Annotated in this window: 12 protein-coding genes; 3 read left to right on the forward strand and 9 right to left on the reverse strand. The window is 61.5% G+C overall.

Features of this window, described 5'->3' with window-relative positions; all coding sequences use genetic code 11:
• Window positions 1–224 precede the first annotated feature (224 nt).
• On the forward strand, window positions 225–1043 hold the full coding sequence (tcdA, locus tag QNH97_RS05480; protein WP_283555949.1) for a tRNA cyclic N6-threonylcarbamoyladenosine(37) synthase TcdA: 819 nt from the start codon (window positions 225–227) through the stop codon (window positions 1041–1043).
• A 116-nt stretch (window positions 1044–1159) separates the two neighbouring features.
• Here tcdA and QNH97_RS05485 read toward each other — a convergent pair whose 3' ends face one another.
• The 4 genes from QNH97_RS05485 to QNH97_RS05500 all read right to left on the reverse strand — a co-directional run bounded on the left by QNH97_RS05485 (window position 1160) and on the right by QNH97_RS05500 (window position 4310).
• Complete coding sequence (locus QNH97_RS05485) at window positions 1160–1564, reverse strand: SufE family protein (protein ID WP_283555950.1); 405 nt, start codon at window positions 1562–1564, stop codon at window positions 1160–1162.
• Window positions 1561–2766, reverse strand: coding sequence for an aminotransferase class V-fold PLP-dependent enzyme (locus tag QNH97_RS05490; RefSeq protein ID WP_283555951.1), 1206 nt, complete (start codon window positions 2764–2766; stop codon window positions 1561–1563). Before QNH97_RS05490 ends, QNH97_RS05485 begins: the two co-directional genes overlap by 4 nt.
• Window positions 2767–2934: 168 nt before the next feature.
• A complete protein-coding gene (dapD, locus tag QNH97_RS05495) occupies window positions 2935–3969 on the reverse strand; it encodes a 2,3,4,5-tetrahydropyridine-2,6-dicarboxylate N-succinyltransferase (RefSeq protein WP_283555952.1) in 1035 nt (344 codons plus the stop codon).
• A 32-nt stretch (window positions 3970–4001) separates the two neighbouring features.
• Window positions 4002–4310: an arsenate reductase gene (locus QNH97_RS05500; RefSeq protein ID WP_283557430.1), complete on the reverse strand. Its 309-nt coding sequence runs from the start codon at window positions 4308–4310 to the stop codon at window positions 4002–4004.
• Between the two features lie 344 nt (window positions 4311–4654).
• Here QNH97_RS05500 and QNH97_RS05505 point away from each other — a divergent pair, with 344 nt between their 5' ends.
• Together QNH97_RS05505 and QNH97_RS05510 are read left to right on the forward strand one after the other, a co-directional pair.
• A complete protein-coding gene (locus QNH97_RS05505; protein WP_283555953.1) occupies window positions 4655–6301 on the forward strand; it encodes a Na+/H+ antiporter in 1647 nt (548 codons plus the stop codon).
• 641 nt (window positions 6302–6942) lie between these two features.
• Window positions 6943–7302, forward strand: coding sequence for a DUF6124 family protein (locus tag QNH97_RS05510; RefSeq protein ID WP_283555954.1), 360 nt, complete (start codon window positions 6943–6945; stop codon window positions 7300–7302).
• A 226-nt stretch (window positions 7303–7528) separates the two neighbouring features.
• On the opposite strand, the gene QNH97_RS05515 is transcribed toward QNH97_RS05510, so the two are convergent.
• From QNH97_RS05515 to map, 5 genes are all read right to left on the reverse strand, one after another.
• Complete coding sequence (locus tag QNH97_RS05515; protein WP_057448352.1) at window positions 7529–7831, reverse strand: XRE family transcriptional regulator; 303 nt, start codon at window positions 7829–7831, stop codon at window positions 7529–7531.
• Between the two features lie 10 nt (window positions 7832–7841).
• Window positions 7842–8183: a type II toxin-antitoxin system RelE/ParE family toxin gene (locus QNH97_RS05520; protein ID WP_170862084.1), complete on the reverse strand. Its 342-nt coding sequence runs from the start codon at window positions 8181–8183 to the stop codon at window positions 7842–7844.
• A 167-nt stretch (window positions 8184–8350) separates the two neighbouring features.
• Window positions 8351–9550, reverse strand: coding sequence for a succinyldiaminopimelate transaminase (gene dapC, locus QNH97_RS05525; protein WP_283555955.1), 1200 nt, complete (start codon window positions 9548–9550; stop codon window positions 8351–8353).
• Between the two features lie 136 nt (window positions 9551–9686).
• Window positions 9687–12389: a [protein-PII] uridylyltransferase gene (locus QNH97_RS05530; protein WP_283555956.1), complete on the reverse strand. Its 2703-nt coding sequence runs from the start codon at window positions 12387–12389 to the stop codon at window positions 9687–9689.
• 44 nt (window positions 12390–12433) lie between these two features.
• Window positions 12434–13216, reverse strand: a complete 783-nt coding sequence (gene map / locus QNH97_RS05535; protein ID WP_003184921.1) for a type I methionyl aminopeptidase — start codon at window positions 13214–13216, stop codon at window positions 12434–12436.
• Window positions 13217–13237: the final 21 nt, after the last annotated feature.

A 13237-nucleotide genomic window follows, 5' to 3' on the forward strand; every position in this document is an offset into this window, starting at 1 on the left:
CCCGCAAAATGGCGGTTATCTTATAGCAAAACGACCACCATGGGCCCCTGGTGCGGGACAGGTGGAACACAAAACCTGTGGGAGCGAGCTTGCTCGCGATGACGGTGTATCAGCCGACATTGATGCTGGCTGATCCGACGCCATCGCGAGCAAGCTCGCTCCCACAGAGGTTTTGCTTAAATTGCCGAGACAAAGCCCTATAATGCGCGCCGGTTTTCGGGGTAATGGTCATGAGTACAGAAGATCCACGGTTTGCCGGTATTGCCCGTTTGTATGGCATCGACGGCCTGGAGCGCCTGCGGGCGGCCCATGTTGCGATTGTCGGGGTGGGCGGTGTCGGTTCCTGGGCGGCGGAAGCCATCGCCCGTTGTGGCGTGGGCGAGATTTCGCTGTTCGACCTGGACGATGTCTGCGTCAGCAACGCCAACCGTCAGTTGCATGCCCTGGACAGCACCGTCGGCAAGCCCAAGGTCGAAGTGATGGCCGAGCGGCTGCGGGGGATCAACCCCGATTGCACGGTGCATGCGGTGGCCGACTTCGTCACCCGCGACACCATGGCCGAATACATCACGCCGAACATCGACTGCGTGATCGACTGCATCGACAGCGTCAACGCCAAGGCGGCGTTGATTGCCTGGTGCAAGCGCCGCAAGATCCAGATCATCACCACCGGCGGCGCGGGCGGACAGATTGACCCGACGCTGATTCAGGTCTGCGACTTGAACCGCACGTTCAACGATCCGCTGGCCTCGAAAGTGCGTTCTACCCTGCGCCGCGACTACGGTTTTTCCCGCACCGTGACCCGCCACTACAGCGTGCCTTGCGTGTTTTCCACCGAACAGCTGCGCTATCCGAAACCGGACGGCAGTATCTGCTTGCAGAAGAGTTTTGTCGGCGATGGCGTCAAGCTCGACTGCGCCGGTGGGTTTGGCGCGGTGATGATGGTCACAGCGACGTTCGGCATGGTCGCGGCGACCAAGGCTGTGGATAAGATTGTGGCGGGTGTGCGGCGGCCGGCGGATAGGGTCAAGCCGCAAGTTTGAGGGTGGGGCTGATGGCTTCATCGCGAGCAGGCTCGCTCCCACATTGGATCTCATAGAACACAAATTTTGTGTACGACACGAATCCCCTGTGGGAGCGAGCCTGCTCGCGATTGCGGTTATTGAGTCAACTCAAACATCCGCTTTAGCACCGCATTCAACCCATTGCTACGCGACGGCGACAACTGCCGCGACAATCCCAGCTCATTGAACCACCCTGGCAAATCAACCTGCTGCAACTCGGCGGCTGACAACCCATTGACCCGCGCCAGCAGCAACGCCACTAACCCACGAATCAACCGCGCGTCGCTGTTGGCGCAAAACTGCCACTGCCCATTGATCAACTGGCCCACCAGCCACACCTGACTTTCACAGCCGTGGACCAGGTTGGCATCGCATTTGTCCGCGTCGCTTAACGGCGGCAAACGTTCGCCCCATTGCATCAGCAGCCGGGCCCGTTGTTCCCACCCCGAGGCGTCCTGGAAAACCTGCAGCGCTGCGCCAGCATCGGCCGGTAGGTTCATCGCAGCATCTCCAAGGCCTGATCGAGGGCGTCGAAGAAGCGTTCGATGTCGGCGGAGTCGTTGTACAGCGCCAGCGACACGCGGATCGCGCCGGAAAGCTTCAGATGCTTGAACAGCGGCATGGCGCAGTGATGCCCGGCCCGCACCGCGATGCCTTGCTCGGTCAGCAGGTGGGCCAGGTCGGCGTTGTGCACGCCTTCGACCACGAAGCTGACCAGGGCCAGGCGCGGGTTGCCCACCAGGCGCACGCCATTGCGCGCCAGCAGGCCGTGCAACAGATAGTCGTGCAGCGCCGCTTCATGATCGATGAGCGCTTGCGGGTCGAGACCGGACAGGTAATCCAGGGTCGCCCCCAGCCCGATCACGCTGGCAATCGGCGGTGTACCAGCCTCGAAGCCCAGCGGTGCCGGGCGGAAGGTGGCGCTGTGGTAATCGGCCTGCTGCACCATCTCGCCGCCGAATTGCCAATGCCGTAGCTGACGAAATGCTTCGGTACGGCCGAACAAAGCGCCCAATCCTTCGGGACCGTAGAGCTTGTGGCTGGAAAATACGTAGAAATCGCACCCCAGGGCCTGCACGTCATGACGGCCATGGACCACGCCCTGGGCGCCGTCGATCACCGTCAACGCCCCATGGGCCTTGGCCAGGGCCAGCAGCGCCGGCAAGGGCTGCCAGGTGCCTAGCACGTTGGACAACTGGCTCACCGCCAGCAGGCGCGTACGCGGGCCGATCAGCTCGGCGGCGGCGCCCAGGTCGATCACCCCATCGGCATCCAGCGGCAACACCACCAGCGTCAACGAACGGCGCTCGGCCAGTTGTTGCCACGGGAGCAGGTTGGCGTGATGTTCCAGGGCGCTGATGACGATTTCATCGCCCGGGTTGAATAGATGTTCCAGCCCGTAGGCCAGCAGGTTCAACGCGGAAGTCGCGCCATGGGTGAAGACGATCTGCCCGCAATCGCCGGCGTTGAGCCATTGCGCCACCTTGAGGCGGCTGTCTTCGAAGGCCTGGGTGGCGTGGGCGCCGGGCAGATGTTGCGCGCGATGCACGTTGGCCGCGCCATTGGCGTAGTAATGCGCCAGGGCGTCCAGCAGGGCTTGGGGTTTTTGCGTGGTAGCGGCGTTGTCCAGGTAGGTCTGGCCTTGCCGTTGCAGGGCGGCGATGGCCGGGAAGTCGGCACGCCAGGGGGATTGGATCAACATGCTTTCGGGCCCTGCTGGAGTTACGCTGGCCCCTATGAGGGCGGGCTTTTGTGGGAGTCGAGCTTGCTCGCGATGGGAGCGATACGGTTTAACTGCAAGACCGCGTCATCGTTCATCGCGAGCAAGCTCGGCTCCCACAAAGGCTCGCTCCCACAGGTGGTGTGAAGCTTAGTTGTGAGCGTGCAGTGCTTCGTTCAGCTCGATGGCCGATTTATGGGTCTTGCATTCCACCGCGCCGGTCTCGGAGTTGCGACGGAACAACAGGTCGGGCTGGCCAGCGAGGTCGCGGGCCTTGACCACTTTCACCAGTTGGTTGTTTTCGTCCAGCAGCTTAACCTTGGTGCCGGCGGTCACGTACAGGCCCGACTCCACGGTGTTGCGGTCGCCCAAGGGGATGCCGATGCCGGCGTTGGCGCCGATCAGGCAGCCTTCGCCAACCTTGATCACGATATTGCCGCCGCCCGACAGGGTGCCCATGGTGGAGCAGCCGCCGCCTAGGTCCGAGCCCTTGCCGACGAACACGCCCGCCGAGACACGGCCTTCGATCATGCCCGGGCCTTCGGTGCCGGCGTTGAAGTTGACGAAACCTTCGTGCATCACGGTGGTGCCTTCGCCCACGTAGGCGCCCAGGCGGATTCGCGCGGCATCGGCGATACGTACGCCGGCCGGAACCACGTAGTCAGTCATTTTCGGGAATTTGTCCACCGAGAACACTTCCAGCAACTCGCCGCGCAGGCGGGCTTCGAGCTGGTGCTCGGCCAGTTCGGCCAGGTCGATTGCACCCTGGCTGGTCCAGGCCACGTTCGGCAGCAGCGGGAAGATGCCAGCCAGGTTCAGACCGTGGGGCTTGACCAGGCGATGGGACAGCAGGTGCAACTTGAGGTAAGCCTCAGGCGTGGAACTCAGTTGGCCATCCTCGGCCAGCAGGGTGGCAACCAGCGGCTTGTGGCTTTCGGCCAGGCGGGTCAGCAGCGCGGCTTGCCCGGCATCAACGCCCTTGAGCGCTTCAGCCAGTTGCGAAGCCTGGGCGGTGGTGAAGGTGATGGCCTGGTTGCCGTCGCTGTAGCCGAGAATCGGCGCGATGGCGGCGACAATGTCTGCCGACGGATTGAGCAGTGGCTGTGCGTAGAACACTTCCAGCCAGGCGCCTTGACGGTTTTGAGTGCCGACACCGAAGGCCAGGCTGAACAGGGTAGTGGACATGGAATTACCTCTACAAAATGGACTGGGCAGGCTTATTTGATTTCTGCCGCATAAACATCTGGCTTGAAGCCAATCAGGGTTCGGTCACCGAGATCGAGCACCGGGCGCTTGATCATCGAGGGTTGGGCGAGCATCAGTTCGATGGCTTTCGTCTGGTCGAGATCGGCTTTGCGTTCGTCGTCGAGTTTGCGAAAGGTCGTACCGGCACGGTTCAACACCACTTGCCAGCCATGCTCGTTGCACCATTGGGTCAGGTGCTCACGGTCGATGCCGGCGGTCTTGTAATCATGAAAGTCGTAGTGCACAGCGTGTTCATCGAGCCAGGTGCGCGCCTTTTTCATCGTGTCACAGGCTTTGATGCCGAAAAGGTGCAACGTTTTGCTTGAATCGGTCAAGGAAATTGCCCCCTTTGCAGGTGCTGGAAATAGAAGGTGAAGGATTATGCCATGACCGGACGGTTTCGCGACGGCCCAGGTTGATGTACACCAAAACCTGTGGGAGCGAGCTTGCTCGCGATGGCCAACATTGATGTCGACTGGTTACACCGCTATCGCGAGCAAGCTCGCTCCCACAAGGGCAGGGCTGCGACATAGGTGTAACGGCCAAGTTAATGCTAAGCGGTTAATATGGCACTTCAACGGCAAGCTGTTGCCGGATGTGTGTTGCTGTAATTGGAAGTCCGTTTATGCAAAGCGCGTATACCGTCCTGATCCTGTTGATGCTGGTGGGCGTTTCGCGTCTGCTCGGACGGCTGGTCCCGCTGCCGTTGCCCCTGGTGCAGATCGGCGCCGGTGCGCTGTTGGCCTGGCCGTCCCTGGGCCTGCACGTGGCCCTCGATCCCGAACTGTTCCTGTTTCTCTTCTTGCCGCCGCTGCTGTTCTCCGACGGCTGGCGCATGCCCAAGCGCGAGTTTTGGCGTTTGCGCGGGCCGATCCTGACGCTGGCGGTGGGCTTGGTGTTGTTTACCGTGGTGGGGGCTGGTTATTTCATTCATTGGCTGCTGCCCAGTATTCCGTTGCCGGTGGCTTTCGCCCTGGCCGCAGTGCTGTCGCCGACCGATGCTGTGGCGGTGTCGGCGATCGCCCGGGACCGTTTGCCCGGGCCGCTGATGCATATGCTCCAGGGCGAGGCGTTGATGAACGACGCGTCGGGCCTGGTGACCTTCAAGTTCGCCTTGGCGGCGGCCATCACCGGGGTGTTTTCCCTGGCGGGTGCGAGCCTGACTTTTGTGCTGGTGGCGATTGGCGGCCTGCTGGTCGGCGTGGCCCTGAGTTGGCTGGTGGGCCGTCTACGCGCCTGGATGATTGCCCGGGGTTGGGACGACCCGGCGACCCATGTGGTGTTCATGTTGCTGCTGCCGTTCGCGGCCTATGTGTTGGCGGAACGCTTGGGCGCCTCGGGGATTCTTTCGGCGGTGGCGGCGGGGATGATGCAGAGCTGGCTCGACCTGCTACCGCGCCAGACCGGTACGCGGCTGCTCAATCGCAGTGTCTGGTCGCTGCTGGAGTTCGCTTTCAACGGCCTGATCTTCCTGCTGCTGGGCTTGCAGTTGCCCGACATCATCAAGGCGGTGACCAGCCACGAGACCACGCTGTGGCCAACGCTGCTCTACCGTTGCCTGGACGTGGTGGCGATTTTCCTGGTGTTGCTGGTGCTGCGGTTTGTCTGGGTGCAAAGCATCTGGCGCTTGTCCGGGTTGTTGCGCCGCTGGCGTGGCAAGGGCGAACTGACACTGGTGCCGAACGCACGGTCCTGTTGGTTGCTGACCTTCGGCGGGGTGAGAGGGGCGGTGACGCTGGCGGGCGTGCTGTCGGTGCCGTTGCTGTTGGGCGCCGGAGAGGCCTTTCCCGAGCGGGACTTGCTGATCTTCATTGCCGCTGGGGTGATTCTGCTGTCGCTGATCGCGGCGTGCATTGCCTTGCCGTTGCTGCTGCGGGGTATCGACAAGAGCCCTGATGACAAACGTCGCAACGAAGTTCGAGAGGCCTGGCGAAAAACCGCTGAAGCGGCGATCCACGCATTGGAAGTGGAGGAACCGGCCGAAGCGGCCACTACGCCGGATGCAGCCCAGGCGGCGCTGGCGGCCGAGGTCAAGGCGCGGTTGATGTCCGAGTATCGTCATCAGCTCGACGTGTTCAACGACTCCGCCGAAGCCCAGGCGTTGGCATTCGAGATGGACCTGCTGGAGCGACGGCTGCGCTTGAAGGCTTATCGGGCGCAGCGTCTGGAGTTGTATCGCCTTAGTCGTCATCACCAGATTGGGGATGATGTGCTGCGTGAGGTGTTGGGGGAGTTGGATTTGGCGGAGGCGAATTTGGGGTTGGGTAAATAGCGGTTGGGGTCAGAGCGGAAGGTATGTTTTTACAATCCTTCCCCTCATAAAAAGCAAAGCCGCCCGAAGGCGGCTTCAATCGACGCGCAGTTGAGCTTGCTTCGCCCTTTCTGCGCCGCTGGGTCAACCCCGAGAGGGACCCAGACTCCTGCCAGCTTCGCTGGTGACGGGGGCGATCATGGCTACTGGTATTAGCGAATTCAAGCCAGCTTGCACGCTCTAAACAGCGTTGCCTGGGATGTGTCGACGTACTAAGTCAACGAAATCAATGGTTTCGCTTATCGCAGTACGTTTTATTTCTTTTCTTGTCTGAGCAAGCGATTGTGGTCTGTCAGACGCACCGAAGTTTCCGACAAGTTTTTAAGGTTGTCCGTCGGAAGCGAGGGCTCTAGCCTTTGGGTGTCGCTGCCAATTCAGCGACCGGACGTGAGAATCCGATTTCCCCTAGTAGGCGCGTAGGCGCCGACCATATAAAGTGCAGGCGCTTTTCGTCTGGGCATTGTGTTATGGCGGCTGTGCGCGGGCATGCTTCGGCATGGCCGGGCTTCTAGGGACTCGGATTCTCACCCCGCGTACGGCTGCCACCCTCCAGTCCGTGAGAAGACTCGGTGGCGGCTTCTAATTCCCCTAGGAGCAATGACATGATCAAAGAGACACCGAATCCTCCAAAGCCAGCCTCCACGTTCCCCTACGGCGACTACGCCCCCGAAAAGCTGCAAGAAGCCGCTGATCGTGCGCTGGATCATTACCTCAAGCCTGACGACAGCGAGTCAGACCCCAGGCCCTCGATACAGTTGTTCACCGTGTCGGACAGCGTTGATACCGAAGCCCTGCTAGCCAACCTCAGCGAAACCCTGGCTTCGGCCAATGCGATGCTCAGCGACCTGGCCTTCGACCTGGACGGCTCGCGACGGCATGTAGCATTGGGCGTGGCGCAGATGATCGAGTTGGGGGAGTTGCTGGCGAACAAGTGCCTGGACCGGGCAGAGCTTCGGGTTTGATGCAATAAGCGCCGGCCTCATCGCGAGCAGGCTCGCTCCCACAGTGGTTCTGTGTCGCTCACACATAGGGTGGTCGACGCCAAACCCCTGTGGCGAGGGAGCTTGCTCCCGCTGGGGCGCGAAGCGGCCCTAAAACCTGACAACCCGGTGTCTCAGGCAAATTGAGTTGACTGCTTTGGGGCCGCTGCGCAGCCAGCGGGAGCAAGCTGCCTCGCCACAACAGCGCTTATGCGTGAGCCTCTTCCTGCTCAGGAACCAGCCGCACTTCCACTCTCTGACCCAGCGCACGCGCTGCGCTGGCAAGTGTTGCCAGCGTCATTCCTGCATCATTCTGATCCAGTGCACGATCAACAGCAGTGCGACTGGTGTGCATCCGTTGTGCCAAGGCCTTTTTGGTCACTTTCTGAAGCTTCATGGCTTCGGCAATCTGCCAGGCAATAACGCGTTTGAGCGCAGCGGCGGAAACTTCTTCGGCGATGCCTTGCTCGGCGAGAAAGTCGTCAAAATCAGAGCCAATGTGCTTGTTCATTTGCGGTACCTCATAATCTTGCTTTGCGCTGCTTGGCGGTTGCCATGTCGGTGGCTGGCGTTTTTTGACTTTTTTTGATGAAACCGTGGAGCAGCACCATGTCGGAGCCCACCACAGTGAAGAGAACGCGGGCAATGGTATCTCCAAGGTCAATCCTGACCTCCCATAGCCCAGTGTCCAGTTTGCGAACCACCGGCATACCTATTGGCCAACCAATCTGAACAGTCTTGATGTCGGTCCCGATCATCCGTCTGTGCTCGCGAGGCAGGTCAGTCAACCATTCGCGAACGGGTTCATTTCCAGCGTCTGTGCGGAAGAAACGTACGTTCAGTATGGGGGCAATATCAACCATGAATGAAGTGTACCGAAATAGGTGCATTGCGCAACCTAGGCATCACTGAGTATTTGTACAGGGGGAGGTGGTGGCCGGTATGGATGTTGCTGTTGGGGCCGCTGCGCAGCCCAGCGGGAGCAAGCTCCCTCGCCACAACAGCGGTCCGCTTCAGTCCGAGACAGCCATCAACCCCGACGCTGGATAAACGCGCGAATCCGCTCCGCCGCTTCCACGCATTCAGCCAGCGGCGCAACCAGGGCCATGCGCACACGCCCGGCGCCTGGGTTGACGCCATCCACATCGCGGGACAGGTAGGAGCCCGGCACCACGGTCACGTGTTCCTGTTCGAACAGGTCGCGACAGAACGCTGCATCATCGCCGGCCACGTTCGGCCACAGGTAGAAGCTGCCGTCGGGGCGTTGCACGTCCAGCACCGGGCTGAGGATTTCCAGCACGGCGTCGAACTTCTCCCGGTACAGCGCGCGGTTGGCCCGTACGTGCACTTCGTCGTTCCACGCGGCGATGCTCGCCAGTTGGGTTTGAACCGGCATCGCGCAGCCGTGGTAGGTGCGGTACAGCAGGAAGCCCTTGAGGATGTCCGCGTCGCCGGCGACGAAACCGGAGCGCAGGCCGGGCAGGTTGGAGCGTTTGGACAGGCTGTGGAACACCACGCAGCGCTTGAAATCCTGGCGGCCGAGTTCAACACAGGCACTGAGCAGCCCTGGCGGCGGGGTCTGTTCGTCGAAGTACAGTTCGCTGTAGCACTCGTCCGCCGCGATCACGAAGTCATATTCATCAGCCAGGGCGATGAGTTTCTTCAGCACGTCCACCGGGATCAACGCGCCGGTCGGGTTGCCGGGAGAGCACAAGAACAGGATCTGGCAGCGTTTCCAGATGTCCGGCGAGACAGCCTCGAAATCCGGGTTGAAGCCGTTCTCGTCCAGGCATGGCAGGTAGTGCGGCTTGGCCCCGGCCAGGAACGCTGCGCCTTCGTAGATCTGGTAGAAAGGGTTCGGGCTGACCACCAGCGCATCGTCGCCACGGTTGACCACAGTCTGGGTGAAGGCGAACAGGGCTTCACGGGTGCCATTGACCGGCAGCACGTGGCGCGCCGGGTCCAGCCAGCCGCTCGGCACATTGAAGCGACGCTCGCACCAGCCGGTGATGGCTTCACGCAGCTCCGGGATGCCGAGGGTGGTCGGGTACACGGCCATTTTTTCCAGATTGCTGGCCAGGGCTTCGGCTACGAAGCTGGGCGAGCGATGCTTGGGTTCGCCGATGGACAACGCGATGGGGCGTTTGTCGGGGTGGGGCGTGACGCTGCCGAGCAGGGCGCGGAGCTTTTCGAACGGGTAGGGCTGCAACTGGTTCAAAGCGTTGTTCATCGAGGGCCTCGTCAATGTGGGCGCGGTCCTTGTGGGAGCGAGCTTGCTCGCGATAGCGGTGGGTCAGGCAACATCAATGCTGGATGTTGCGCCGCCATCGCGAGCAAGCTCGCTCCCACAGGGGCAGTTCGTTGATTCAGATAGTGATGCGCGTCAGGTTGATATCCGGTTCCTGGTTGACGCTCAAATGCCGCACGATCGCTTCCTGCAGGCGGCTGCACAGCTGCGGATCGGACAGCGGCTGGTTATGGGCGTCGGTGATGAAGAACACGTCCTCCACCCGCTCGCCCAAGGTGGCGATCTTGGCGTTTTGCAGCGACAGGTCGAACTCCAGGAAGATATGACCGATTCGCGCCAACAGGCCTGGACGATCCGGGGCGCTGAGCTCCAGCACCGTGACCTGGCGCTGGGCGTCGTTGTGGATCGTCACTTGCGGAGCGAACGCAAAATGCTTGAGCTGACGCGGTACCCGGCGCTGGATGATGGTCGGGTAGTCCGCCGGGTTGCGCAGGGCTTCGGTCAGGCCATCGCGAATCTGCTTGACCCGCGCCGGGTTGTCGCCAATCGAGTCGCCGTCGGTGTCGAGCACGATGTAGGTGTCGAGGGTGAACTGGCTGCTGGAGGTGATGACCCGGGCGTCATGGATGTTGAGGTTGAGCTGGTCCATCGCCGCCACGGTCACGGCGAAGAAGTCGTGCTGGTCGGGGGCGTAGATGAAGATCTGCGTGCCGCCCTCGAACTCGCGCTGGGTGGTTTCCTTGATCAGCACCAGCGGCCCGCCATCGGCCGGTTGCTGCAAAATCGCGTCGCTGTGCCAGGCCACGTCGCCGGCCGTGTGGCGCAGGAAATAGTCATCACCCAATTGCGACCAGAGCTGTTCGACGTCGTCCGGATCGGTGCCGCCGCGCACCAGGATGTCCAGGGCTGCGCTTTGGGTGCGACGGATCTGCTCTTCGCGATCCACCGGGTTTTCCAGGCCGCGACGCAAGGCCCGCTTGGTCTCGGTGTACAACTGGCGCAACAGGCTGGCGCGCCAGGAGTTCCACAGGCTCGGGTTGGTGGCGTTGATGTCGGCCACGGTCAGCACGTAGAGGTAGTCCAGGCGGGTTTCATCGCCGACGATCTGGGCGAAGTCGTGGATCACCTGCGGGTCGGACAAATCCTTGCGCTGGGCAGTGGTGGACATCACTAGGTGGTTCTGCACCAGCCAAACGATCAACCGGCTGTCCCACAGAGGCAATTGATGGCGCTGACAGAACGCCTCGGCATCCACCGCGCCGATTTCGGAGTGGTCGCCCTGGCGGCCCTTGCCAATGTCGTGGTAAAGCCCGGCCATGTAGATCAGCTCAGGCTTGGGCAGCTTGGCCATGAGCTTGCTGGCCAGCGGGAATTTCTCCGACACCTGGGTGTACTGCAACTTACGCAGGTGCTTGATCAGGTTCAGCGTGTGGGCATCAACCGTATAGATGTGGAACAGGTCGTGCTGCATCTGCCCGACGATGAAGCCGAACTCCGGCAGATAGCGCCCGAGGATCCCATAGCGGTTCATACGCCGCAGGTTGCGGTGCACGCCGATCCGGCATTTGAACAACTCGATGAACAGGCTGGTGTTGCGGATGTCGTGGCGGAAATCCTCATCGATCAGATGACGGTTTTCCCGCAGCAGGCGGATGGTGTCGGCGCGCACGCCTTTGATTTCCGGCTGCTGGGCCATGAGCACGAAGATTTCGAGCATGGCGAAGGGCGTGCGGCGGAATACATTGGCGCTGCGGGCTTCGATGTAGCCGTCGTGCAGTTGGAAGCGTGAGTTGATCGGCTGCGGCGGCTCTTCGTCCTCGGGGGCGAGGATGACTTCCTCGAAGTGCTGGATGATCAGTTCACTGAGCTGGGCGATGCTCATCACCACCCGGTAGTACTGCTGCATGAAGTTTTCGATGGACTGCTTGGCGTCCTGCCCCTCGAAACCCAGGAGGTTGGCGATGGAGCGCTGGTGATCGAACAGCAAGCGGTCTTCTGAGCGGCCAGCGAGCATGTGCAGGGCGTAGCGAACCTTCCACAGGAATTCCTGGGACGAGGCCAGCAAGGCATTTTCGCTTTCCACCAGGAAGCCTTCGCCGGCCAGGGCCCGCAGGTTCAACGTGCCGTACTGGCGGCGGGCAACCCAGAGGATCGTCTGGATATCCCGCAGCCCGCCGGGGGAGCCTTTGACGTTGGGCTCCAGGTTGTATTCGGTGTCGTTGTACTTGTGGTGGCGAGCCTTCTGCTCGGCGTGCTTGGCCAGGAAAAAATCCTTGCTCGGCCACATGTGCGCGGTGCTGGTGACGTCGAGCATGCGCTGGCGCAGGTGCTCGGGGCCGGCGATGGTGCGGCTTTCCATCAGGTTGGTGATCACCGTCAGGTCGGCGCGGGCCTCCTCGGCGCATTCCTGCACCGAGCGCACGCTTTGGCCGACTTCCAGGCCGATGTCCCACAGCAGCGTCAGGAAACGTTCGATGGAATCGCGGAAAACCTCATGGTCGGCGCTGTCCAGCAGGATCAGCAGATCGATGTCGGAGTAGGGGTGCAGCTCGCCGCGCCCGTAGCCGCCCACCGCCACCAGGGCAATGTCGGCATCTTCACTCCAGTCGAATTGCTCCCAGGCCTTTTGCAGGATGTTATCGACGAACCAGGCGCGGTCTTCGATCAGTCGGCGGATATCCCGGCCATTGCGAAAACGTTGGTCGAGCACATCATGGGCCTGGCGGATCGCCTTCTTGAATGCCGAGATGGGGCTTGCCTTCAGGGCCAGTTCAGCCTGGAACTGGCCGCGGTCGAAGAGTTCGGGATCCACCTGCGGCATTGAATGGCTTTCCTTTCTATCTATAGCTATAGGCTGTGTTCGGGTCAGGCGGAAACGCGGGCGATGGTGTCATCGCTGCGCAGGGTAAAGATCTCGTAGCCGGTCTCGGTGACCAGCAGGGTGTGTTCCCACTGGGCCGACAGCTTGCGGTCCTTGGTGATGGCGGTCCAGCCGTCGCCCAGTACCTTGGTGTCGGCGCGACCCTGATTGATCATCGGCTCGATGGTAAAGGTCATGCCTGCCTGGAGCTCCATGCCGGTGCCGGCGCGACCGTAGTGCAGGATCTGGGGCTCTTCATGGAACACCTTGCCGATACCGTGGCCGCAGAATTCGCGCACCACCGAGAAGCCGTTCTTCTGCGCGTGCTTCTGGATCACTTCGCCGATATCCCCCAGGCGGCAGCCCGGCTTCACCAGTTCAATGGCCATGTACATGCATTCCTGGGTGACTTTCGACAGGCGCTGGGCCCACTCCGGCACGTTGCCGACATGGAACATGCGGCTGGTATCGCCGTGGTAGCCGTCCTTGATGACGGTGACGTCGATGTTCAGGGTGTCGCCATCCTTCAACGGTTTTTCGTTGGGGATGCCATGGCAGACCACGTGGTTGATCGAGGTGCAGATCGACTTCGGGAAGCCCTTGTAGTTGAGCGGCGCCGGGATGGCCTTCTGCTCGTTGACGATGTAGTCGTGGCAGATGCGGTCCAGCTCTTCGGTGGTCACGCCCGGCTTGACGTAATCGGCAATCATTTCCAGGACGTCGGCGGCGAGTTTGCCGGCGACACGCATTTTTGCGATGTCCTCGGGGGTCTTGAGGGTGACGGTCATACAGGCTCTCTCTGCGCCCGG

This window comes from Pseudomonas sp. G2-4 (genome assembly GCF_030064125.1).
Taxonomy (GTDB): Bacteria; Pseudomonadota; Gammaproteobacteria; order Pseudomonadales; family Pseudomonadaceae; genus Aquipseudomonas.

What these genes read in the sequence shown, in the direction of transcription:
- dapD (WP_283555952.1), bottom strand. Translation starts at nt 3,969, where the DNA reads ATGTCCACTACCCTGTTCAGCCTGGCCTTCGGTGTCGGCACTCAAAAC.
- QNH97_RS05485 (WP_283555950.1), bottom strand. Translation starts at nt 1,564, where the DNA reads ATGAACCTACCGGCCGATGCTGGCGCAGCGCTGCAGGTTTTCCAGGAC.
- QNH97_RS05530 (WP_283555956.1), bottom strand. Translation starts at nt 12,389, where the DNA reads ATGCCGCAGGTGGATCCCGAACTCTTCGACCGCGGCCAGTTCCAGGCT.
- QNH97_RS05505 (WP_283555953.1), top strand. Translation starts at nt 4,655, where the DNA reads ATGCAAAGCGCGTATACCGTCCTGATCCTGTTGATGCTGGTGGGCGTT.
- QNH97_RS05520 (WP_170862084.1), bottom strand. Translation starts at nt 8,183, where the DNA reads ATGGTTGATATTGCCCCCATACTGAACGTACGTTTCTTCCGCACAGAC.
- QNH97_RS05500 (WP_283557430.1), bottom strand. Translation starts at nt 4,310, where the DNA reads ATGAAAAAGGCGCGCACCTGGCTCGATGAACACGCTGTGCACTACGAC.
- map (WP_003184921.1), bottom strand. Translation starts at nt 13,216, where the DNA reads ATGACCGTCACCCTCAAGACCCCCGAGGACATCGCAAAAATGCGTGTC.
- dapC (WP_283555955.1), bottom strand. Translation starts at nt 9,550, where the DNA reads ATGAACAACGCTTTGAACCAGTTGCAGCCCTACCCGTTCGAAAAGCTC.
- QNH97_RS05490 (WP_283555951.1), bottom strand. Translation starts at nt 2,766, where the DNA reads ATGTTGATCCAATCCCCCTGGCGTGCCGACTTCCCGGCCATCGCCGCC.
- tcdA (WP_283555949.1), top strand. Translation starts at nt 225, where the DNA reads ATGGTCATGAGTACAGAAGATCCACGGTTTGCCGGTATTGCCCGTTTG.
- QNH97_RS05515 (WP_057448352.1), bottom strand. Translation starts at nt 7,831, where the DNA reads ATGAACAAGCACATTGGCTCTGATTTTGACGACTTTCTCGCCGAGCAA.
- QNH97_RS05510 (WP_283555954.1), top strand. Translation starts at nt 6,943, where the DNA reads ATGATCAAAGAGACACCGAATCCTCCAAAGCCAGCCTCCACGTTCCCC.